The 21,936-nt window shown below is 69.7% G+C and carries 25 protein-coding genes and 1 pseudogene; 10 read left to right on the forward strand and 16 right to left on the reverse strand.

Annotated elements, in window-relative coordinates; genetic code table 11:
- On the forward strand, positions 1-695 hold a 695-nt coding region (locus ACTIR_RS22825), incomplete at its 5' end, for a diacylglycerol/lipid kinase family protein (protein ID WP_034239471.1).
- Between the two features lie 43 nt (positions 696-738).
- On the opposite strand, the gene ACTIR_RS0111115 is transcribed toward ACTIR_RS22825, so the two are convergent.
- The 4 genes from ACTIR_RS0111115 to ACTIR_RS0111130 form a co-directional block, all read right to left on the reverse strand.
- Positions 739-1,044: a HigA family addiction module antitoxin gene (locus ACTIR_RS0111115; RefSeq protein WP_026454338.1), complete on the reverse strand. Its 306-nt coding sequence runs from the start codon at positions 1,042-1,044 to the stop codon at positions 739-741.
- A gap of 13 nt (positions 1,045-1,057) precedes the next feature.
- Entirely contained in the window at positions 1,058-1,336 is a 279-nt protein-coding gene (locus tag ACTIR_RS0111120) for a type II toxin-antitoxin system RelE/ParE family toxin (RefSeq protein WP_026454339.1), read from the reverse strand.
- A gap of 176 nt (positions 1,337-1,512) precedes the next feature.
- Positions 1,513-2,385 (reverse strand): LLM class flavin-dependent oxidoreductase, encoded by an 873-nt coding sequence (locus ACTIR_RS0111125; RefSeq protein ID WP_233345880.1) that lies wholly within the window; start codon positions 2,383-2,385, stop codon positions 1,513-1,515.
- 80 nt (positions 2,386-2,465) lie between these two features.
- A complete protein-coding gene (locus ACTIR_RS0111130) occupies positions 2,466-3,023 on the reverse strand; it encodes a YceI family protein (protein WP_026454341.1) in 558 nt (185 codons plus the stop codon).
- Between the two features lie 237 nt (positions 3,024-3,260).
- Here ACTIR_RS0111130 and ACTIR_RS0111135 point away from each other — a divergent pair, with 237 nt between their 5' ends.
- The 4 genes from ACTIR_RS0111135 (at position 3,261) to ACTIR_RS0111145 (ending at position 6,112) form a co-directional block, all read left to right on the forward strand.
- Complete coding sequence (locus ACTIR_RS0111135; RefSeq protein ID WP_026454342.1) at positions 3,261-3,890, forward strand: LysE family translocator; 630 nt, start codon at positions 3,261-3,263, stop codon at positions 3,888-3,890.
- 203 nt (positions 3,891-4,093) lie between these two features.
- Positions 4,094-5,272, forward strand: coding sequence for a cytochrome P450 (locus ACTIR_RS0111140; protein ID WP_026454343.1), 1,179 nt, complete (start codon positions 4,094-4,096; stop codon positions 5,270-5,272).
- A 208-nt stretch (positions 5,273-5,480) separates the two neighbouring features.
- A complete protein-coding gene (gene vapB, locus ACTIR_RS25395; protein WP_198048244.1) occupies positions 5,481-5,699 on the forward strand; it encodes a type II toxin-antitoxin system VapB family antitoxin in 219 nt (72 codons plus the stop codon).
- Complete coding sequence (locus tag ACTIR_RS0111145) at positions 5,696-6,112, forward strand: PIN domain nuclease (protein WP_026454344.1); 417 nt, start codon at positions 5,696-5,698, stop codon at positions 6,110-6,112. The genes vapB and ACTIR_RS0111145 overlap by 4 nt, the downstream gene beginning before the upstream one ends.
- Positions 6,113-6,191: 79 nt before the next feature.
- On the opposite strand, the gene ACTIR_RS0111150 is transcribed toward ACTIR_RS0111145, so the two are convergent.
- Positions 6,192-7,358 carry an NAD(P)/FAD-dependent oxidoreductase gene (locus ACTIR_RS0111150; RefSeq protein ID WP_233345881.1) on the reverse strand — a complete coding sequence of 389 codons (1,167 nt, stop codon included), beginning with the start codon at positions 7,356-7,358 and terminating at the stop codon, positions 6,192-6,194.
- Between the two features lie 11 nt (positions 7,359-7,369).
- Positions 7,370-7,555: a ferredoxin gene (locus tag ACTIR_RS0111155; RefSeq protein WP_026454346.1), complete on the reverse strand. Its 186-nt coding sequence runs from the start codon at positions 7,553-7,555 to the stop codon at positions 7,370-7,372.
- 212 nt (positions 7,556-7,767) lie between these two features.
- On the opposite strand from ACTIR_RS0111155, the gene ACTIR_RS0111160 reads away from it, so the two are divergent.
- Positions 7,768-8,715, forward strand: coding sequence for a LysR family transcriptional regulator (locus ACTIR_RS0111160; protein ID WP_026454347.1), 948 nt, complete (start codon positions 7,768-7,770; stop codon positions 8,713-8,715).
- 78 nt (positions 8,716-8,793) lie between these two features.
- A complete protein-coding gene (locus ACTIR_RS22830; protein ID WP_034239556.1) occupies positions 8,794-9,741 on the forward strand; it encodes an NAD-dependent epimerase/dehydratase family protein in 948 nt (315 codons plus the stop codon).
- 53 nt (positions 9,742-9,794) lie between these two features.
- Here ACTIR_RS22830 and ACTIR_RS25400 read toward each other — a convergent pair whose 3' ends face one another.
- The 3 genes and pseudogenes from ACTIR_RS25400 to ACTIR_RS27865 form a co-directional block, all read right to left on the reverse strand.
- Complete coding sequence (locus ACTIR_RS25400; protein ID WP_084789425.1) at positions 9,795-10,001, reverse strand: hypothetical protein; 207 nt, start codon at positions 9,999-10,001, stop codon at positions 9,795-9,797.
- A gap of 27 nt (positions 10,002-10,028) precedes the next feature.
- Positions 10,029-10,928 (reverse strand): serine hydrolase, encoded by a 900-nt coding sequence (locus ACTIR_RS0111170; RefSeq protein ID WP_026454348.1) that lies wholly within the window; start codon positions 10,926-10,928, stop codon positions 10,029-10,031.
- A 435-nt stretch (positions 10,929-11,363) separates the two neighbouring features.
- A pseudogene (locus ACTIR_RS27865) lies at positions 11,364-11,546 on the reverse strand (helix-turn-helix domain-containing protein); the annotation flags it as partial.
- A 59-nt stretch (positions 11,547-11,605) separates the two neighbouring features.
- Here ACTIR_RS27865 and bla point away from each other — a divergent pair.
- Positions 11,606-12,520: a class A beta-lactamase gene (gene bla / locus ACTIR_RS0111175; protein WP_026454349.1), complete on the forward strand. Its 915-nt coding sequence runs from the start codon at positions 11,606-11,608 to the stop codon at positions 12,518-12,520.
- Here bla and ACTIR_RS0111180 read toward each other — a convergent pair.
- Positions 12,498-15,263: an HAD-IC family P-type ATPase gene (locus ACTIR_RS0111180; RefSeq protein ID WP_026454350.1), complete on the reverse strand. Its 2,766-nt coding sequence runs from the start codon at positions 15,261-15,263 to the stop codon at positions 12,498-12,500. The genes bla and ACTIR_RS0111180 overlap by 23 nt on opposite strands.
- Positions 15,264-15,780: 517 nt before the next feature.
- Here ACTIR_RS0111180 and ACTIR_RS0111190 point away from each other — a divergent pair.
- Both ACTIR_RS0111190 and ACTIR_RS22835 read left to right on the forward strand, forming a co-directional pair.
- On the forward strand, positions 15,781-16,542 hold the full coding sequence (locus tag ACTIR_RS0111190) for an SGNH/GDSL hydrolase family protein (RefSeq protein ID WP_026454351.1): 762 nt from the start codon (positions 15,781-15,783) through the stop codon (positions 16,540-16,542).
- 77 nt (positions 16,543-16,619) lie between these two features.
- A complete protein-coding gene (locus ACTIR_RS22835) occupies positions 16,620-17,213 on the forward strand; it encodes a superoxide dismutase family protein (RefSeq protein ID WP_034239473.1) in 594 nt (197 codons plus the stop codon).
- A gap of 59 nt (positions 17,214-17,272) precedes the next feature.
- On the opposite strand, the gene ACTIR_RS0111200 is transcribed toward ACTIR_RS22835, so the two are convergent.
- The 6 genes from ACTIR_RS0111200 to ACTIR_RS22845 all read right to left on the reverse strand — a co-directional run bounded on the left by ACTIR_RS0111200 (position 17,273) and on the right by ACTIR_RS22845 (position 21,690).
- A complete protein-coding gene (locus ACTIR_RS0111200) occupies positions 17,273-17,767 on the reverse strand; it encodes an Imm21 family immunity protein (protein WP_267879488.1) in 495 nt (164 codons plus the stop codon).
- A 176-nt stretch (positions 17,768-17,943) separates the two neighbouring features.
- Positions 17,944-18,429 (reverse strand): SMI1/KNR4 family protein, encoded by a 486-nt coding sequence (locus tag ACTIR_RS25410; protein WP_233345882.1) that lies wholly within the window; start codon positions 18,427-18,429, stop codon positions 17,944-17,946.
- On the reverse strand, positions 18,430-18,993 hold the full coding sequence (locus ACTIR_RS25415) for an Imm21 family immunity protein (protein WP_084789426.1): 564 nt from the start codon (positions 18,991-18,993) through the stop codon (positions 18,430-18,432). It lies immediately after the preceding gene.
- Positions 18,994-19,005: 12 nt separating this feature from the next.
- Positions 19,006-19,437: a hypothetical protein gene (locus ACTIR_RS0111210; protein WP_154663721.1), complete on the reverse strand. Its 432-nt coding sequence runs from the start codon at positions 19,435-19,437 to the stop codon at positions 19,006-19,008.
- Between the two features lie 176 nt (positions 19,438-19,613).
- Positions 19,614-20,102: a DUF4265 domain-containing protein gene (locus tag ACTIR_RS25420; RefSeq protein ID WP_161629633.1), complete on the reverse strand. Its 489-nt coding sequence runs from the start codon at positions 20,100-20,102 to the stop codon at positions 19,614-19,616.
- An 871-nt stretch (positions 20,103-20,973) separates the two neighbouring features.
- Positions 20,974-21,690, reverse strand: a complete 717-nt coding sequence (locus ACTIR_RS22845; RefSeq protein WP_161629634.1) for a thermonuclease family protein — start codon at positions 21,688-21,690, stop codon at positions 20,974-20,976.
- Positions 21,691-21,936: the final 246 nt, after the last annotated feature.

The raw sequence follows: 21,936 nt of genomic DNA on the forward strand, positions 1-21,936 counted from the left end.
CGGTCGTCGCCGTCGGCGGCGACGGACTGGTCCGCGACGTCGCCGCGGGCGTGTACGGGACCGGGGCGGGCATGGCGATCGTCCCCGCCGGACGCGGCAACGACCTCGCCCGCGGGCTGGACCTGCCCACCGGCGCCGAGGACCTCGCCGCGATGCTCGTCCGCGGCGCCACCCGCACCGTCGACGTCCTCGACGCGGCGGGTCACATCGTCCTCGGCAACGTCTACGTCGGCGTCGACTCCGTGGCCACCGAGGCGATCAACCGCAACCGGTGGCTGCCCGGACACCTCGTCTACCGGCTCGCCCCGCTCGGCGTGATCCTGCGGTGGTCGGCGCCCGAGTTCACCCTGACCACCGACACAGGCACGACGACGGCACGGCGGCACCAGGTGGTCGTGGCCAACTCCGGCCGGTACGGCCACGGGCTGCACATCGTGCCCTCCGCGCGGCTGGACAGCGGCACCCTGGAGGTACTCACCGTCGCCGACGCGCCCCGGCACCGGATCATCCGCTTCCTCGGCCAGGCGAGGACCGGGACGCACGTCCACTCGGACGCGGTCACGGTCCGCACGGCCACCGGGATCACCCTCGACGCCGACCGCGCCGTCCCGGTCCACGCCGACGGCGACTACCTGTGCGAACTGCCGGTCACCATCCGCGTCCGGCCCGCCGCACTCGACCTCGTCGTCCCGTAGTCCCGTGGCGACACACACCGGGCCCCGGGGGCCTGTGGGCTTGTCAGCTCACGGCCGCGAAGGGATCGATGGAGTCCAGGGTGGCGCCGATCCGGTCCTTGGTGACCTCACGATCGTAATCCTCCTGGAGCCCGGTCCAGAAGGCCTCGGACATGCCGAGGAAACGGGACAGTCGGAGACCTGTGTCGGCCGTGATGCGGCGCTGACCGTGCGTGATCGCGCTGATCCGGGTCTGCGGGACGCCGATGGCCTTGGCGAGCTGGTAGTCGGTGATATCCATCGGTTCGAGGAATTCCTCGCGCAGGATGACGCCGGGGTGGGTCGGCGCCATCACCTTGTCCTCACTCATGGCGTTCCTCCTACTAGTGGTAGTCGGTGATCTCGACCTGTTCCGGACCTGCACCAGTCCAGCGAAAGCAGATGCGCCATTGGCGGTTGATCCGGATGCTGTACTGGCCCGCCCGATCACCGCGGAGTCGCTCGAGTCGGTTGCCGGGCGGCACGCGCAGATCGTCAAGCGACGCCGCACGGTTGAGCATCGCGAGCTTGTTCCACGCGAGCCGCTGTGTATCGGGATGAAGTCTGGTGCGGCGTCGTTCCCAGACCTGGAGCGTGTGCTTGTCCGCGAACGACTGGATCACAACCTGATGCTACCGGATCACGTTAGTAACGGCAAACGGCAGCAATCGCTGCCGCAGTCCCGGTCCACGCCGACGGCGACTACCTGTGCGAACTGCCGGTCACCGTCCGCGTCCGGCCCACCGCACCCGACCTCGTCGTCCCGTAGTCCCCGGTGCCGTCCCGGCCGGCGAATCCGTCACCCGCGTTCGTCGGCGACCGCTGCGCGCACCGCCGGAGCGATCTCCTCGGCGAAGAGACGGATCTGGGCGAGGTCGTCACCCTCCGTTCCGAGCACGAAACTGTCCATCCCGTACTCCAGCACGAGTTCGGTGATCTGGTCGATCCACTGGTCGGTGGGCCCGCGGAGGAATCCCCGGGAGGGTCCGTCCGTGACGGTGCCGAACACGTTGTAGACGCGTGCGATCTCAGCCGGGTCGCGACCGGACCGTTGTGCGGTCGCGTCGATGCGGGCATGTTTGGCGGGAAGATCGTGCGGTGGGACGTAGCTCGAAGTGGGCACCCACCCGCAGGCGGAGCGCCCGACCTCAGCCAGCAGCCTCGGGCCGGACACACCCAGCCACAGACCGATCCGGTGCGCGGGCACAGGACCGGGCCGCACACCGTCCACCGGATAGTACGTGCCGTCGATCCGGACGGACGGCACATCCGACCACAGAGCCCGGATGACGGCGACAGCCTCGATCAACGCGTCGGCGGCCTCAGCCGGGCTCCGCACCGGCCCACCCATGGCACGGATGGGCTTCGTGAACGCACCGGCACCGAGGCCGAGTTCCGCGCGCCCACCGGAGAGCAGGTCCAGGCCGGCCACGGTTTTGGCGAGCACGGCCGGGGGCCGCAGGGGGAGATTGGCGACGTCCGGGAAGACGTGGACCCGCTCCGTCCGGGCCAGGACGGTGGCCATGAGGGCGAAGGCATCCAGGAACCCCGGTTGATACGGGTGGTCCTGGATGCCGATCAGGTCGAGCCCGTGCCGGTCGGCGGTCGTCGCCACGGTCAGGACATGCTCCACCGCCCCGGCATCCGGAGTGAGGAACACACCGAACCGCAACGGTCTCCCGTAATCACCCACAGGGTGGCCATCCGCCGCCGGTGTCATCGATTTCTTCACCGCTCAGCTCCGCGACCGCGTCAGCTCTGCTTGATGGCGGAGACCTCGAACTCGAGCACGACCTTGTCGCCGACGAGCACACCGCCGGTTTCCAGCGGGGCGTTCCACCGCACCCCGAAGTCCTGGCGGTTGATCGTGGTCGAGCCCTCGAAGCCGATCCGGCTGTTGCCGAACGGGTCGACGGCCTGCCCCTCGAAGGTGAACGGGATGGTCACCCGCTGGGTCACACCCCGGACGGTGAGGTCACCGGTGACGTCGAAGGTGTCCTCGCCCGTCCGGGCGATGTCGGTGGACCGGAACGTGATTTCCGGATAGTCCTCCATCGCCAGGAAGTCGTTGCTGCGCAGGTGGCCGTCCCGGTCGGCGTTGCGGGTGTCGATGCTCGCGGCCCGGATGGTGAGTTCGGCGGACGAGTCGGCGGGGTTCTCGCCGTCCACGTGGACGGTGCCCTCGAACTCGGTGAACGAGCCCCGCACCTTGGTGATCATCGCGTGCCGGGCGACGAACCCGATGCGGGTGTGCTCGGGATCGATCGTGTAGTCGCCGGTCAACTGCGCCTGGTCGGACGAACTGGTCATGCGGCACCTCCGGGCTGTGGATGCTCCTGCCGGTGGGGACCTGTGCGGCTTCCTCCCACGACACCAGGATGCCCGAGCCCGGTCCGATCCGCCGAGGGCCACGATCGACGGACAGGTGCCTCCGGAACGGTCCCCGGGGCCGGTTCCCCGGATCGTCCCGGCCGATTTCCGCCAGCGCCGGGACGAGCGCACGTCGGATGATCACCGCATGATCCACCCGATCGTCGGTCGACCCGCATGAGCGCGGACATGCTCCCCGCACTGCTGGTGTTCCTGTTCCCCCTCGCCTACAGCCCCGGTCCGGGGAACACGTTCTTCGCCGCGATCGGCGCCGCCAGGGGGCCCCGGGCCGCGGTCCCGGCGCTCGTGGGCTACCACGTCGCCACGTTCCTGGTCACCCTGCTGATCGGACTGGGCCTGGGAGCGACGCTTCTCGAACACCCCGTTCTCCCGACGGTGCTCAGCGCCGCCGGCAGCGTCTACGTCCTCTGGCTGGCATTCGGTTTCCTGAAGACCGCACGCGACAACACGGATCCGGGCACTCACCCGACGTCGGACGGGAAACCCGGCATCGGGTTCCGGGCCGGGGCGGTCGTGCTGCTGCTGAACCCGAAGGCGTACTCGATCATCGCCGTGATGTTCGGCCAGGCGCTGTATCCCCCGGAGAACGACGGCGCACTGCCGATCCTGCTCGTCACCCTGGTGTTCACGGCGAACAACCTCGTCGCCTTCCTCGTCTGGACGTTCGGCGGCCGCACGCTCACCGCGCTGTTCCGGAGCCCGCGGTCGCGCCGGCTGATCGACCGGCTGTTCGCCGGGACGCTGGTCGGCGTCGCGATCTGGATGGCGCTCCCGCTGCTCGACTGACATCCACCTCGTGCATCCGTGCCATGCACAGTATTCACTTGTGTCATGGCCCGGGGGGCCGTTGAATGTGGCCAGCGGTGCACGGCGTGCCGACACGGTCCGGCCACGGATTCCGCCCCGCGCCGCGCCCGCCACCCGATCAGCGTTCCGCGACGGTGCGACGCGGCACCGTCGCGAGCCCGACCAGCATGTGAGGTGCCCCGATGGCTGTGGACACACGGGCCTCGTCCGATCTCGACCTGTTCGCCGACGAGGTCCTGCGGGACCCGTACCCGTACTTCGCGGACCTGCGGGACCAGAGCCCGGTCGTCCGGCTCGACACGGTCGGGGTGTACGCCGTGACCCGGTACGAGGCGATCCGGGAGGTGCTGGCCGACTGGGAGAGCTTCTCCTCGGACACCGTCGCCTTCAACGACCGGATGAACGAGGTCCTCGTCGGCACCACCCTGACCACCGACCCGCCGGACCACCAGAAGTTGCGTGCGGTCCTCACCGAGAACCTCGCGCCCCGCGCGCTGCGCACACTCAAGGGGGACATCGAGGGCAAGGCCGACACCATGGTCGCCGACCTCGTCGCACGCGGGTCGTTCGACGCGATGGACGACCTCGCCCGGGCACTGCCGCTCGCGGTGGTCGCGGACCTCATCGGTGTTCAGGGCACCGCCCGGGAGAATATCCTCCGGTGGGGCGCGGCGGCGTTCGACTGCCTCGGCCCGGACAACGCACGCACCCGGGCGGCCTTCCCGCCGGCCGGTGAGCTCTTCGAGTGGGCACACACCGCCCGCGCGGAGGACCTGACCGAAGGCAGCATGGGCCGGGCCATCTTCGAGGCGGCCGACCGCGGCGAGATCCCGTACGAGAACTGCGGCATGATCATCCACCAGTACATCGCCGCCGGGATGGACACCACCATCGCCGCGATCGGCAACGCCGTCCGGCTGTTCGCCGAGCACCCGGACCAGTTCGACCTGATCCGCGACGACCCGGGCCTGATCCCCGCCGCGTTGAACGAGGTGCTGCGGTACGAGGCGCCGATCCACGCCTTCGGCCGGCGGGCCACCCGGGACGTCGAGATCGCGGGAACACCCGTGCCCGCCGGATCCCAGGTCGCGGTGCTGTTCGGCGCGGGCAACCGGGACCCGCGCCACTACGAGGACCCGGACACCTTCTCCGTCCGGCGCAACCCGGTCGACCACCTCTCGTTCGGCTACGGCGTGCACAGCTGCGCCGGACAGGGCCTCGCCCGGCTGGAGGCGTCCGCCGTCCTCGGTGCGCTCGCCCGGCACGTCCGGCGGTACACGATCGGCGAGCCGGTGCGCCTGCTGGGCAACATGACCCGCAGCCTCGACCGGCTGCCCGTGGTCGGCGTCGAGCCCGCCTGAGACTTGTCGCGCCGACGGCCGCGGTGCCGCTCCGGTTCCGACCGGCGGCACCGCGGCCGGTCGCACTCTTGGCAAGGGCTCGTCGGTACTGGCCCACCCAGGCGATTAACATGGGAGGTTCCATCGGCGTCACACACCGCGATCGGAGAGCCACCGGAGGCGAGACCGGCGCAGACCGACGGGAACATGATATCCTCTGCTATCGGAGGTGGCTCCCTTGACTGACGTACTTATCCGCAACGTACCTGATGACGAGTTGCAATACATTGACGAACGCGCTGCCGCTCTCGGCCTCTCTCGCGGGGAATATCTGCGTCGGCAGATCGCCAAGGACGCCGTCCGTGGGTCTGGTGTGGTGACGCCCGATCAATTCGCCAAGTTCACCGACCTAGCGGACGAAGATCTGATGCGTGGAGCCTGGTCGTGATCGAGACGGCATGGCTGATCGACAAGTCAGCACTCGCGCGCCTCGGCGCGAGCCCGGATGCGGATTTGTGGTCCCGGCGTATCGAACGCGGACTGGTACAGGTCGCGACCCCGACGATCCTTGAGATCGGGTACTCGGCACAGGGCGTTACCGACTGGACTAATCGTGTTGAGATGCCGCCTGTTGCGCTCATGCCTCTCGCGAGCATTACACCCGCCGCAGAGCGGCGCGCTGTCGAAGTACAAAAGCGGCTGGCACACGCGGGGCACCATCGGGCTCCCTCTGTACCGGACATCCTCATAGCCGCGATCGCCGAACTGGATCGCCTTGCCGTTCTCCATGTCGACAAGGATTTCGAAGTCATCGCTGACGTGACTGGGCAGGAAACGCACCGCCTCCAAACGTCCGATTGACGCCCGAGAGATTACACCGCGACCTCGTCGAACCACTCAGCAACGGCTTCAACGTAGCTTTGCCCCGGCTAAGCCGGGGTCAGATGCCGTCCCCGAGGGTGGCGCGGCTCAGTCGGCGCAGTTTCGGCACCGGGTACCGGTAGTTGAGCGCGACCGCGGTGCCCGCACCGTCGTCGCGGGGCCAGCGCAGCAGCGCCCTGCCGGTCGCGGGATCGCCGTCGACGACCTCCGGGACGCCCGGCGCGGGCAGGGTGCCGCAGGCCTTCAGGCTCAGGCCGAACTGTTCGGTCCAGAAGTACGGGTGGAAGTCGACCTCGGCGGCGGCGTCGCCGTGTACGAGCGCGGCGGCCGCGCCCCTGCTCCGCTCGACGGCGCTGGTCCACAGTGGAACGCGCCGGATGCCGTGCCGGGTGGGGAACGCCGCGACGTCGCCCGCGGCGACGATGTCCGGGCGGAGGCGCCCGCGCGTGTCGACCCGCAGCTCGCCGTCGGTGAGCAGCCCGCTGGTGGCCAACCACCCGACGTTCGGGACGTCGCCCACCGCGGAGATCACCAGCTCCGCTTCGAGGTGCGCGCCGTCGTCCAGGACGACGACCGGGTGTCCGCCCGAGCTCGCCACCCCGGCCGACCGGGCGTACGCGAGGCGGAGCCCGTGCTCGCGTGCGGCGGAGGTGAACAGGTCGGACAGGTACGGCCCCAGTTGGTCGGCCAGCGGACGGCCGCGCGAGACCAGGGTGACCTCGCAGCCGGCGGCGAGGCAGCCGGAGGCGATCTCCGTGCCGAGCGGGCCGTCCCCGACCACGGCGACCGACGGTCTGCCCGCCAGCCTGCGCCGCAGCGCGACCGCGTCGTCCAGCTCGCGCAGTGTCACCTCGTCGACGGCACCCTCGGCCTGCCCGTCGCCGTCCCCGGCAGCGAGCCGTCGCGCCCGCGAGCCCGAGGCGATGACGAGTCCGTCGTAGGGCAGGTCGGTCCCGTCGTCGAGGAAGACGCGTCTGCGCTCGACGTCGAGGTGCCTCGCCCGGGTCCCGAACAGCTCCGTCGCGCCGTGCGTCGGGTCGGGCAGCCGGTGCGCGGTCAGCTCGCCGCCGTCGACCAGCGCGGCCTTCGACAACGCGGGGCGGCTGTACGGGGGGTGGTGTTCGGCGCCGACGACGGTGATCTCCCCGTCGAATCCGGAGTCGCGCAGGGAGTCGCACGCGGTGCGCCCCGCGATCCCGTTGCCGACCACGACCACCCGGTCCATCCGGGACACCGTCATTCGAGCCGGAGCGCGGCGACCGGGCACACGCGCACTGCGGCCTTCGCCGCGTCGGCGTCGTCGTCGACCATCTCCCGGTCCAGGATCAGTTCGCCGTCGTCGTCGAGATGCATGAGGTGCGGCGCCGCCTCCTCACACAGGCCGTGGCCCTCACAGCGCGGCCGGTCCAGCACGATCCGCATGATTCCTCCGTGGTCGGGATCGACACCCCGGGTGTGTGCCGCACGGCGGATCGCCGACGGGGTCGGGATCCCGCGGCGGCGGAGGTGTCGGTACCGGGCAGCCTAGGACGGGCGTACGGTTGTGGTCCAATGAATCCCTGGCATCATCGACATGCACGCTGTCGATGACGACGTCGTCAACGGCCCCGCACACCGACTCCCGGGAGACGTGCATGAGCGAGCACGAGACGTCCGCGACCGACCCGGAGCTCGCGCGCCTGGCCTCGATCAATCTCAACCTGCTGGTGCCGCTGCTGGCGCTGCTGGAGGAGCGGTCGGTGACGCGGGCGGCGTCCCGGGTGGGGCTGTCCCAGCCCGCGATGAGCCACGCCCTGCGCCGGATGCGGCGGCTGCTCGGCGACGAACTGCTCGTACGGCGCGGCAACGACACCACGCTCACCCCGCGCGGCGCCGAGCTGGTCGTCCCGCTCCGGCAGGCCCTGCACCGCACCGCGCACCTCGTGGACCCGCCCTCCTTCGACCCGGCCGTCGACCACCGCGTGATCACCGTGACCATGACGACCAGCAAGGCGCTGGTCCTCGGCAGCACCCTCGCGCGGCTGGTGGCCCGCCGCGCGCCGAACGCGACACTCCGGTTGCGGACCGCCACGGCGGTGTCCGAGGACACCTTCACCGACGAGGGCAGCGACGTGCTGCTGCTGTCCGACACCACCGCGTCACCGCACCCCCGGGAACACCTCTACGACGACCGGTGGGTCGTCATCGCCGGCCCGGACGCCCCGGCGGAGGCGAGCGCCACCGACCTGCTGACGAGTCTGCCGCACGTGGTGTTCGACGCGGCGCAGCGCATCTTCCCGTACGACGTGCTGGACGAGCACCGCCTGGCGTACACGGTGCGCGACCGGGTGTCGGACTACCTGCTGATCCCGCACGTCGTCGCCGGGTCCGGAGGGGTGGCGCTGCACCGGCTGCGGGCGGCCTCCGCCCTGCGGGACTCCCTCGGGCTGCGCATCGAGGAGTTCCCGTTCCCCGTCCGCCCCATCGGCATCGACATGATCTGGAACCCGTGGTTGGTGGACGAGAGCTTCCGGAGCTGGCTGCGGGGAATCCTCGTCGAGACCGCCGGGTCCCTGGGTCTGCGGTCACCGGAGACGGCGTAGTCGGCCCGGCCGTGTCACAGACCGCCGGTCCGGCTCGTCTCCGGAGCGGGAGCAGTACCGGATCGGGAGGTGGACGTGATGCGCGTGTTCGTGGCGGGCGGCAGCGGTGTCCTTGGGCGTCGGCTGGTGCCGCGGCTGGTGGCCCGGGGACACCAGGTGACGGCGACGACGACCAACGCCGACCGGCTGCCGATGTTGGAGCAACTGGGCGCCGAGGGTGTCGTGATGGACGGCCTGGACGCGGCCGCGGTCGAGGCGGCGGTGACCGCCGCCCGGCCGGACACGGTGGTGAACCAGATGACGGCCCTGTCCCCGGCACACGCCGGGAAACCCGACTTCCGCAGGCCCGACCGGTTCTTCGCGACGACCAACCGGCTGCGCAGCGAGGGCGTCGACAACCTGCTGGCCGCGGCCGCGACGGCCGGTGTCTCGCACGTCCTCGCGCAGAGCCACGGCAGTATGAACGGGATCCGCCGGGGCGGCTGGGTGAAAACCGAGGACGACCCGTTGGAGGTGCTGGAGGGCACCACGGCGGTCAACCACCTGGAAGACGTGGTGACCGCGGCGGGCGGCGGGGTGCTGCGCTACGGCAGCTTCTACGGGCCCGGCGCCACCGACGACCAGGTGCGGCTGGTGCGCAAACGCCTGTTCCCGCTCGTCGGGGACAGCACCGGACACTTCTCCTGGGTGCACCTCGACGACGCGGCCGAGGCCACCGTCCTCGCCGTCGAACAGCGGGCGACCGGCGTGTTCAACATCGTCGACGACGACCCCGCACCGGTCCGCGAATGGCTACCGCACCTCGCGCGATGCGCCGGGGCGAAACCCCCGCGGCGCATCCCCACGTGGCTGGCCCGGCTGGTGGCCGGGGAAATGCTGGTGGGCATGATGACCGAGGGGCGGGCCTTCTCCAACGCCAAGGCGAAACGCGAACTCGGCTGGCAACCGGGCCACCCGTCGTGGCGACAGGGCTTCGCCGACGAACTCAGCCGTTCAGGGAATACCCCCGCAGGCCCGGCGTGGTGAGAGGAGACGGGCACGGCGAATCACGGAAACAGGGATGTCGTCGCAGGTGTGCGCTAGTGGCCGAACCCGTCCGCCAGCAGCTGGTCAACCCGTTCGGACGTGTCGCGGCGATGTCCCATGGCCGCGCCGAACCACGCCGGTGGCCAAGGCGATTCCCGCGCCGGACGCAGGTGCCGCCGGACAGCTTCCAGTACATGCGGCACTTGCTCGTCAGGCAACTGCCGCACAAGACGCTCGAGCTTCTGCCTCTCCGAGGTCATTTCTCGAGCATACAAAGTCGACCCCGGTCACCAGCGGAGGTGGTCGTGCTGGAGGCGGGCGACGCGGGCCATGAGGGTCTCCGCCTCGGGCTGGCGCACCGCCGGGATGTGGGACTCGGTGAGGGCGACGACGGCGAAGGCACGGCCGTCGGCGTGCTCGACCACCCCGGCCTCGTGGCGGAGGTTGAGCACCGTCCCGGTCTTGGACGCCCAACTCGCCGCATCCGACGTGAAGTCGGGCGCGAGCCGGTGCCGGATCAGGTTGGCCGCCATCAGCTCCCGCACCCGCCCGGCGACCTCGTCGGGGATCGCCGACGCCGTCCACAGTGCCTGGAGCAGGTCCGCGAACGCCCGCGCCGAGCCGGAGTTCGCCCGCGTCACGTCGAGCTGCGGAATGTGGTGACCGCGCCCGGCGGTGGCGGCGCCGATCGCGAGCGAGTGCGCCAGGTGCGCACGGTCCGGTTCGAACCGCTCCTCCGGGGTGCGCGCCAGGTCGTCGACGAGGTGCCGGGCGGTGATCCCCCGCAGTCCCCAGTCGCGCAGCGCCCGGGTCACCTCGGCGGGCGGGGTGAGCCCGAACAGGGTGTCGGCGGCGAGGTTGTCGCTGATCGTCAACGCCAGGGAGAGCAGATCGTCGAGCGCGACCCACGCCGGGTGCCGGAACCGCGTCGTTCCCGTCCCTCCGGGCGTGGAGTCCCGCCCGGGCCGTACCTCCAACACGTCGTCCCCGGAGAGCTCCCCGCGCCGGATGCGGTCCAGGGTCACCGCCGCCAACGGCACCTTGATCAGCGAGGCGAGCGGGAACGCCAGGTCCGGTTCGATGCCGACCTCCCGACCCGTGTGCAGGTCGCGGACCAGGAACGACCCACGCAGTCCGCCCTCGTCGAGCTCGGTGGCCAGGTCGGCCACCAGCCGTGCCGTGTTCACGTCCGCTCGACCCCCACACACCGCGCGATCGGGTTCGACAGCGTGGCGCGGAGCCGCTCCGCCTCGTCGCCGACGTCCGCGCTGATCTCGTATCCGCGGGCCGGATTCGGTCCAGGTGGCCTCGTCCGCGGGCACGGCGACGAGCGCGGCGCGGACGTCGGCGGCACGCAGCAGCTCGGAGCGCCGCCCGGGTGGCGCCGGGCGGAACTCGAGGAACAGTTCCTGCGCACGGGCCTCCCTGTCGAGCTCGGCGAGGTCCCGACTCCGGCAGAGGTCCGGAACCGCCACCGACACCGGGCGGAGCCGGGCCCGGTCGGCGTCCCGCTCCATCGCGTCGGCGAGGTGCACCAGCCGCTGCGCCCACGGCAGCATGTCCCGCCCGAACGGCGTGAGGTGCGCACGCCGGGCGGAACGGTCGAAGAGCCGGTCACCGAGGTGCTCCTCCAGCGCGGCGATCCGCCTGCTGGCCACCGGCTGCGGAATCCCGAGGGCGGCGGCCCCGCGGGGGAAGCCACCGGACTCGCCCACCGCCACGAAGGCACGGCAGCCACTGACCAGGTCCACACCACCATTATGCGGATCCGGTATGGAACCGCCGCTTCGTGTCTTGGACGGCATCACCGCCTCCGGTCGAGACTGCGCAGGTATTCGACAGCACGATCCGGAGAGGAGCGACGATGCGATTCCTGACCAGGTCCGTTCCGGCCCTGCTGCTGGTGACACTGGTGGGCTGTGCGCCGCAGCAGGCCGCACACCCGACACCCGGCCCCCGGGAGTCACCGACGACGCCGGTCGGTGAGCGGGTGGACTCCCCCGCGCGGCCGGACTTCGCGGAGCTGGAGCGCCGCTACTCGGCCCGGCTCGGTGTGTACGCCCTCGACACGGGCAGCGGTACGGAGATCACCCACCGCGCCGACGAGCGCTGGGCGTTCTGCTCCACGATCAAGCCCTTCACCGCCATGGCCGTGCTGCAACGCACCACCCTGGACGGGCTCGACGAGCCGATCACCTACAGCCGCGAGGACCTGATATCCCACTCCCCGGTGACCGAACAGCACGTGGACACCGGGATGACGCTGCGCGCGGTGCTGGAGGCGGCCGTGCGGAACAGCGACAACACCGCCCAGAACCTCCTGCTGGACGAAGTGGGCGGACCCGCCGGGCTGCAACGGGCACTGCGCGAACTCGGCGACACCGTCTCGCACGCCGACCGGTACGAACCCGAGCTGAACGAGACCGCACCGGGCGACATCCGGGACACCAGCACCCCGCGGGCCCTCGCCACCAACCTGCGGAAGCTCGTGCTCGGCGACGTGCTCGCGCCCGGAAAGCGGACGATCCTGCGCGAGGCGATGCGGAACCCGCCGCTGACCGCAGACCTGATCCAGGCGGGCGTGCCGGACGACTGGCAGGTCGAGGACAAGTCCGGCGCGGGCGGATACGCCACCCGCAACGACATCGCGGTGCTGTACCCGCCGGAGCGGGCGCCGATCGTGCTCGTGGTGCTGTCCGACCGCGCCCGGCCGGACGCCGAGTACGACGACACCCTGCTCGCCGAGGCCGCCCGCGTCACCGTGGCGGCACTGCGCTGACCCGCTTGTGCACGGCCACCACCAGGGTGGTGATCACGGCGATCGCCAGGATCCGTAGCCAGACGTCCACCCCGAGGGGCGCGGTGTCGAACACGGCGTTCAGGGCGGGCAGATAGGTGAGGGCGAGCTGCGCCAGCGCCTGCGCGGTGACCCCGACGAGGATCCACCGGTTGGACAACGGTCCGACCCGCCACGCCGGACGGACCAGGGACCGGCAGCTGAACAGGTAGAACGCCGAGACCACGACGAACACGTTCAGCGCGGCGGTGCGGGCCTCGGGCAGGCTCGCACCGCCCTGCGTCAGCTCCCACCGGAACAGCCACCACGAGCCCGCGACCAGCAGGGCACCCACCAGCAGGGTGCGCACCACCAGTGCGCGGGTGAGCAGCGAACGGCCCGGGTCACGGGGCGGCCGGGTCATGATCCCGGTTTCCTTGGGCTCGAAGGCGAGCATCAGCCCCAGCGCGACCGCGGTGGTCATGTTGATCCACAGAATCTGGGTGGGCAGGATCGGCAGCACGGCACCGACGGCGATCGCGGACAGGATGACCAGGCCCTGGCCGACGTTGGTGGGCAGCGTCCAGGCGATGAACTTCGTCAGGTTGTCGAACACGCCCCGGCCCTCCTCGACGGCGGCCTCGATGGTGGCGAAGTCGTCGTCGGTGAGCACCATGTCGGCCGCGTCCTTGGCGACCTCGGTACCGGTCTGCCCCATGGCGATGCCGATGTCGGCCTGCCGCAGTGCGGGCGCGTCGTTGACCCCGTCCCCGGTCATCGCGACCACGTGTCCCCGGGTCTGCATCGCCTCCACCAGCCGCAGTTTCTGTTCCGGCGAGACCCGCGCGAACACACCCGCCCGCTGCACGGCGTCCGGGAACTCCTCGGCCGGCACCGCGTCCAGGTCCGAACCGGTCAACACCGCACGGTCGGTGTGTGGGTGGCCGTCGAACAGGCCGATCCGGTCGGCGATCGCGGTGGCGGTCGCCGCGTGGTCCCCGGTGATCATCTTGACCGTGATGTCGGCGGTGTGGCAGGCGGCCACCGCGTCGATCGCCGCGGCGCGCGGCGGGTCGAGCATGGCCTGGAACCCGGTCAGCACCAGGCTTCCCGGCACGATCTCCGTACCGAGCGTGTCCTCCCCCGCAGCGTCGGCCGCGCGGACCTCGGTGTCGCCGGGACCGCTCTCCCACCGCGCCGCCGTCGCCAGCACCCGCATCCCCCGCCCGGCCCGGTCGTCGGCCGCCCTCCGCACGGCGGAGGTGTCCAGGGGCCGGACCGTCCCGTCGCGGTCCAGCTGCGCGTCGCACAGCTCCAACACCCGCTCCAGCGCCCCCTTGACGAGCACCACGTGCCCGGAAGGCTCGCCCGAGGTGTCGCGGTGCCGGGTCGCCATGTATCGGCGCTCGGAGCTGAACGGGATCGTCGCCACCCGGGGCAGCGACCCGGCGACCCGACGCGGCCCGAGGCCCGCCTTCGCGGCGGCCACCAGCATCGCCCCCTCGGTCGGGTCGCCGGTGGTCTCCCACCGCCCGTCGTGTTCACCGAGGGTGGCGTCGGTGCACGCCGCACCGGCCAGCAGCGACCAGCGCAGCGCCTCGTCGGACTCCACGGGCACCGGTGCGCCCGCGGTGTCCCGCACCGTCCCCTCCGGGGCGGAACCGGAACCGGTCACCTCGTACACCCCGCCGGGGGTCCACAGGGCCCGCACGGTCATCCGGTTCTCGGTGAGGGTGCCGGTCTTGTCCGAGCAGATGACCGTGGTGCCGCCCAGTGTCTCCACCGCGGGCAGGCGCCGGATCACCGCGCGCCGCCGGGCCATCCGGGACACGCCGATGGCCAGCGTGATGGTGACCGCCGCCGGGAGCCCCTCCGGAATGGCCGCGACCGCGAGCGCGATCGCGGCGACGAACGTCTCCACCGCGTCCTGATCCCGCAGCAGCCCCACCCCGAACGTGACGGCGGCCAGGGCGAGGATGCCGACGGTCAGGATCCGGCTGAACCCGGCGAGTTTCGCCGTCAGCGGTGTCCGCAGATCCTCCGCGGCGCCGACCAGCCGGTGGATCGCGCCCAGTTCGGTCTGCGTGCCGGTGGCGACGACGATCCCGGCCCCGCCACCCGTGGTCACCAGGGTGCCCGAGTAGGCCATGTTGCCCCGGTCGGCCACCGGGACGTCGTCGTGCAGCACGACCTCGTCCTTGGCCACCGGGGAGGATTCGCCGGTCAGCGCCGACTCGTTCACCCGCAGTTCCGCCGTGCGGGTCAGCCGCAGGTCGGCGGGCACCTTGTCCCCGGCCTCCAGCAGGACGAGGTCGCCGGGCACGAGGTCGGCCGACGGCACGGTCCGTTCGTGCCCGTCCCGGATCACCCGGGCGTCGGTGCGCACCATCGACCGCAGACCTTCGAGCGCGGCCTCGGCCCGGGACTCCTGGACGAACCCCACCAGCGCGTTGATCACCACCACGCCGAAGATCACCAGCGAGTCGACGTGCTGACCCAGCGCGACAGTGATCACCCCCGCGACGAGCAGTACGTAGATCAGCGGGTGGTGGAACTGGCGCAGGGCACGCCGGAATGGTCCGGTGCGCGCCGCGGAGGGCAGGGTGTTCGGCCCGAACCGCCCGAGCCGGTCGGCGGCCTCCCGGGTGCCCAGGCCCCGGTGCCGGTCGCTGCCCAGCAGGAGCACGACCTCGTGCACCGGCAGTCGGTGGTGCCCGGACGGGGACGGGGATCGCGACCGCGTCACCTCGGCACCCCCTTCGACCCGCACCGGCACTGTCGGGCCCGGTTACCCGATCGGCGCCGGCACATCGCCGTGCTCGGCGGGCGCGCCGGGAAAACTGGCCCGGTCGGGCTACACCGTCTCCCCCGGCGGGGACGGCGACGAACGACCTTCCCCACCCCGGCGGTGGCCGCTCACCGTGCCGCGCGCACCGCGGATCCGGCCCCGGATCCGTCGGCGGGGTCGGAGCCCACTGGGCGGCGCTCCGCGCGCTCCAGTGCGGAGGGCACGAACAACGGCCCCAACGCCACCGCCACGGCCATCCAGAACCGGGTCGTGTCCGCGGCGGATCATCCAGAGGCCGGTCACCAGTCCGGTGCCCACCCAGACGACGATCACGGTGACGAGCAGTGCGGTGTTCATTCCCGGCCAGACTACGCCGACCGTGCACACGGTGGCCGTCCGTCGAGCGCCGCGAGGCCGCCGTCACCGTCCTCCGATCGGGTACCGTGCTCTCGGCCCGGTGGGGAGGGAGGAGCCCATGTACGCACGCTATGTCGCCCTCGGCGACAGCCAGACCGAGGGGATCGGCGACGGCGACGACCGGCACGGGCACCGCGGCTGGGCCGACCGCCTCGCCGAGCGGCTCGCCCCGCACAGCCCCGGCCTGGAGTACGCCAATCTCGCCGTGCGCGGCAAACGCATCGGCCAGATCCACGCCGGACAGCTCGCACCGGCCCTGGCGATGGAACCCGACCTGGCCACCGTCGTCGCCGGACTGAACGACCTCATCCGACCCCGGTGCGACGTCGACACCGTCGCCGACCACCTCGACCGGATGATCGGCGCGCTCACCGCCACGGGAGCCCGGGTCGCCACCCTGACCTACCCCGATGTGGGCGCGATCGCCCCGCTCGCCCGCCGCCTGGCGCCCCGGATCACCGCGTTCAACGCGCGGGTGCGCGACATCGCCGCCCGGCACGGCGCCACGGTGGTGGAGACCGACCGGCACGCGGTGTGCACCGACCGGCGCATCTGGAGCGCCGACCGGCTGCACCTCAACCCACTCGGCCACGCCCGCCTCGGCCACGGATTCGCCCACGCCCTCGGCGTCCCCGACGTCGACGACTCGTGGACCCACCCGCTGCCCGAACACCCGGCACCCGGACCGGTCCGAACCGTCGCGGACGAAGCCCGGTGGGCCGCCGCTTTCCTCGCGCCGTGGCTGTGGCGCAGGATCACCGGGCGCTCCTCCGGCGACGGGCACACCGCGAAACGCCCCCACCCGGAACCGGTGTCCTGAGTGGTGGGTGTGCGGGGGCCCACACGGCCCGACACCGTGCCCAGAGGTTGTTCCGGGCAGGTCTACACTCGCCGGGCATGCGACACCTCAACGCCTCAGCGGCCGCGGTCGCGGCGGTCGCCACGCTGACCCTGGCAGCCTGCGGCGCCGACACCGGCAGCGGGGCGGAGGGGGAAACCGCACCGAGCACGACCGGCACGAGCGCCGACAACGGTCCCGGCGCGAGCCCCGACACCGCCGCGAGCCGGGCCGCGGACCCGACACCCGCCGACGAGATCCCCGACGCGGAGGTCGTCGAGGGCTCGTTCGCGGTGCTGCCGTCCGCGCCGGAGACCGCACCGCAGTCCGTGCGGGGCACCGTGTGGCTGGCCCGGCACGACGACGGCACCACGGTCACCGTCGACGTCACCGGCCTGGAACCGGACACGAAGTACACCTCGCACCTGCACGCCGAATCCTGCGAACCGGACGACGGCGGCCCGCACTTCCGGTTCGACCCCGACGGGCCGGCCCAGCCGCCGAACGAGGTGCACCTGATGTTCACCACCGACTCCGAGGGCAGCGCCTCCACCACCGTCACCAACCCCAACCCGGACAGCGACGGCGCCAACGCGATCCTGCTGCACCTCGACGACGACGCCGGCACCAAGTTCGCCTGCGCGGACCTGTAAGACATCACCCCGGGCGGGGCAGGTCGGTCGAAGACCCGCCCCGCCCGCCGGTCCCTGCGTCATTCGAGCCGGAACTGCAGGAGACGCAGCTCAGCGACCTCAGGAATCTCCACGTCGGCCCACCACACCTGATGACGTCCGGTCGGCAGTTCGACACGGAGCCAATCTCCCGCACCCAGTCTGTCGAAGCCGAGCGCGGAGTCGAAGAGCACGAGAGGCTCGTGCACCACGAACTCCGTCTCCCACTCCCACCGGGCCCCCGCGGCCGCCTCGGGCACCGCTGCCAGTACGTCCTCATCGTCCTCGGCATCCTGGGACAGCGCCCGCACGAACATTCGCATCTCAGGGAGAAACACCGTGTCCACAGGCTCATCCGCGAGGATCAGAGCCGTTCGCCCACCGACGTCGATGGCTCCGACCAACTCCCCGACCGCACACGCCCGCGCGTAATCATCCGTTCCCCCGTCCGCACCGAACACCCCGGACCAATGCTCCAGCACGGACTCCGGGACACCAATGAGCGGACCGCCTTCCGTCTCAACCCAATCGATCACAGCGATACCCGATTACCACGACATTCTGCCACACCCGCGCAATACGACCTCGTTAGCGTTCCCTTCAATTACGCCGCGCACCGGCTACCCACCCCCACTCGCGCAGAGGCCACCAACGGCACATCGACCGGCGACGATCAACCTCACAATTATGACTCCCATGATCTACAGGTATGTCAATCATCATCGAACTCATCACACGACCGAAGACCCTCAATGAATTCATTGAAGGATCGCGCCACCCTTCTCGGTTTACGATCCCTGTCAATATACACCACGGGAGGCTCTTCCAAATCTTCCCCTTGTGTATAATCGAACATCACAGCGTCATGCTCGAACGAAGTCGAGCAAAAAATTACACCAACATGTGGATAACCCCACTCCTCGGCCAAGTAACGACTCCCCAATTCGCTATCAATGCCCCATGGATAGTCTCCGATCCCGAAGACACCTTCAATGCAAAAATGGTCGACTGCCCACGAAGTGGGGAACCTGGTAGGGAAGCATCGATTGCGCGGCTCACCGCCATTACGTTCACGGAGGAGTGACACATAAGCACGCGGCAGTCTCACACCCAGCTGCGCTTCCGCTTGCCGCACCATACCATCGGTCAGAATGGGACCGGTGTAGTACGTGCTGCCCGCAAAAAAATTCGACACCACTCAGTCATCCTCTTCCATCTGGCCGTGATCACCACCAGCAAGTACCTCACCTGAGTCCAACGAACAACTTCTTGAGGGCTCCAGTTGGACCAGTATCATCTCTGCCGCGTCTCCCCACTCTTCCTCTGCAGCTCTCACGCGGTATCGTCCGGGAGAAATATCCACACGGATGAACTCGTCCTCCTCCAACCGCGCGAACTGACCTGCCGAGTCGAATACCACCAAGGGCTCCTGCACCACGATCTCCGGCCCTGACTCCCACCGCGCTTCGGCGACCACGCTCGGCACCAACGCGATGAACTCGTCGTCCTCCGCATCTCCTGCCACCGCCCTGACGAACATTCGCGCCTCCGGCAAGAACGTTGTAACCGCCGGCTGATCAGCGAGAACCAATGCAGATTTCCCACCTACATCGATAACACCAACGTAATCGTCGATCGCACAGGCACGATCATAATCTTCGACATCGGTAGTGCCCCCGAACACTCCGAACCACCGGCCGAGCACCGACTCGGGGATCGCAATAAGAGGACCGCCGCCCGACTCGACCCATTCAATACTCATTTCGCGCCTTCCTCATTGCTCCGAGCTTGTTTCAGCCGCGAGTCGTCGAAACTGCAAATCAAGACTTTCTCGCTCGCCGGCATCATCGCTGATTCCCAGGATTACCGATGTACTGTCATGGACCTCGACGACGACACCTAACGGTTCAAGTTCGCCCAGATCGATATCCAGATACCCGCTTCCCATCAATTGGTTGGCGACTTTGTCGAGAATGGTGCGGATCTCTCGGATCAAGCCGTGTCCACGCTGATCGATTAAGGCCGTGAACGCACGGTCGGAGTCCGATCCGACCACCAGAGCATCGATGGTCTGCGACACGCATCGCGCCAGATCGCCGAGGTCGTGGCCCGACAGTGGAAGACCCGCGGGACTCGTCAACGCCGCTTCCTCCACCGCCGTCAACGGCACTCCCCGCCACGGTCCTCCGAAGGCATCGAACTCCACCAGCCTCCACACCCACCCCTCGGTCGGCAAGATCCTGACAAGTTCCGCGAGTTCCGGGCCACCACCACGGCTCCGCGCCAAATATCTATGCGCGAACCGCACCTCGGCCCCCACCAGCCATGTCTAGGTCATGCTCCGAGTTCCGACGGTCCCGCGACCTGGCGACTTTACGATCCCTACATCCCAACGTGCTGGATGCAACTCTCTTCCACCTCGATCACTTCGTTCGCGCACAAAGGATCGATCTTCTCGTAGAAGAGCTTGTAGGAAACGTGGGGCGGGACATCCACGGCGACGAGCCTGGTGCCCGAAAAGACCTCGTAATCGCATCCGGATTTTTCGAGGAGGTCGCGTACCAACCTCATGTTCTCGTCATCAAATGCTATCACCCGCACTGTCGAGTGACCACCTCTCCCTACGGTTCCGGAGTAGCTGTATACATCGTGTTCGCCTTCTTCGACGCCTCGAAACTCGACCACATCGCCGAAACTGAGATCGGGCACGAAAAAGGGAATGCTTGCCACGACTCCGCGTACCACGGGGTCCGTTTCACGCACCCAGAGCGTCTCGACCGCGAACGGCGGATACCCGTCTTCGTCCTGCGTCAGTTCGAAATTAACCCGAACATGGTCAACGCCTGCACCCCCCGTATCACTACCTCTCAAGGACAACCCCTCACGATCCGATTTCTTGCCACTTCCACCCGGTCACTAGACGCCACTCGTTCAGGTGGGCCTTTCGTAAGCGATCGCCTGGAGGACCCGCGCCAGCCACACGAACCCGTCCCGACCACCTGCCTCAACAAGCGGTCGAACACCCCTCTCAGCTGGCCGACCGGAATATTGACGGTCGCTTCGCTCATCGCCGCAGATCCTGTGGGTCGCACTCATGGACGCGTCTCGGCGTCTCCACGCTGTCGCGGACACATATGATGATCTTGTGGATCACGGCTCCTCCCTCCACGCGCCAACGAACAATGCCAGCCGGTCATCGTCGGTATCCCACGCTCCCGCATCGAAACCGAAAGCGAGAGAATCGTTTCGCTACGCTAGCAGGGGGCTACCCGTCCTCGATGTCTGATGATCAACAAGTATGAATCCTTGACCCGGACGATATCGATTCGTGACACTACTCAGCCATTCGGCCGAGCCGGATCCGGCGTCATTGAAGACGGGGAGCCGGTCCTCGATCATGTCCTCACTCGCGACACCATCGACAGACGGAGTGCCAGTATCGCTTCCAGGTGTCCGCGCGATTTCAGGCGACCATGCGGCCCGCAGGGGTATACCGGAGAGGCCGCCGGTGTGTTGAGGGGAACGCCGTCGATCCCGGCACCGAGCGGTTCGGGGTAGTCCGTGATCCGGGCGGCCAGCGGGACCAACGCCGGACCTACCGGGCCGATCGTCACCTGCGGGTGTGGATCAGTAAGAGCGGGCGGCGGACCTCGAAGAGACCTTGGCGACCTTTCTCGACGAAGACGTCTCCGGCGGGAGCTCCGAGGAGCACTACCGGCCAACCGTCGTCGGCCCAGGTCCCTCAGTCTTCACAGCCGATGCCGTCGCCGTCGGCGTCGAACCGATGGGGATCGCCAGGACGGACCGGGAAGTTACGGTCCGCGATTTCGCCGCAGTCGAGATCCGGTGGAGGCGCCGGAACGACGTAGTCGCCGTCCGATTCCGGTTCCGGCTGATCCCGCGGCTCCGGCTCGTATGGCGGGTCCGGCTGGTATGGCGGGTCCGGGTCCAGCTCAGGGGGCGCCTCGAGCTCGGGCGCCTCGGGCTCCGGCTCCGGCTCCGGCTCCGGCTCCGGAGGCGGCTGAGGAGGCGGCGCCTGTTCCGGTTCACCGGCGGAGGCACACACGCCCCACAGCCCGGCGCCACCGGCCTCGGCGTCCTCCCGGGCGGCGCTCATCTGTCCCCAGTACCGGTCGTTCGGCGGGAACAGCACCGCATCGGCGTGGCCACCCTCGACCATCTCGAGATTGACGAAGGCGCCCTCGTCGTTCCACAGATAGAGCAGATGGCGGCCGTACGGGTCGCGCAACTGTTCGTCGCGCTGGACCCACACCGTGCTCGTGGGCGGTGCGAGTTCCGTCAGCCGTGCGGTCGCCTCGTCCCCGTAACACTGCGCGGGCTCGCCAGGACGCCCCGTCTCCGGAGCATCGATCTCCAACAGGCGCACATCCACCTGCCCGGTGCCGGCGAGAGCGACGCCCGCCGTGAGAGCGGCCAACTCCAGCGTGTCCCCGTCCACGATCCGTCGGACCTCGGCTTCCTGGGCCTCGCCCGGAACGCCGGCCGGTGCCACCGGACTAGGCACTGCCGTGCGGGGCGCGGTCCGGGGCCCCGTCGGCACGGGGCTCCGGGTGCCCGGAGGCTCGCCGGGACTCCGCGGTTCGGACGTGGAGGGCGCCGTCGGCTGCGGGCCGGTGTCGGATCCGCCGCGGTCACCGGCCTCGTCCACCGTGTGGGGACCAAGGCAGTGAGGACGAGCACCACG

The sequence above is a fragment of the Saccharomonospora iraqiensis subsp. iraqiensis genome (assembly GCF_000430445.1).
Taxonomy (GTDB): Bacteria; Actinomycetota; Actinomycetes; order Mycobacteriales; family Pseudonocardiaceae; genus Saccharomonospora; species Saccharomonospora iraqiensis.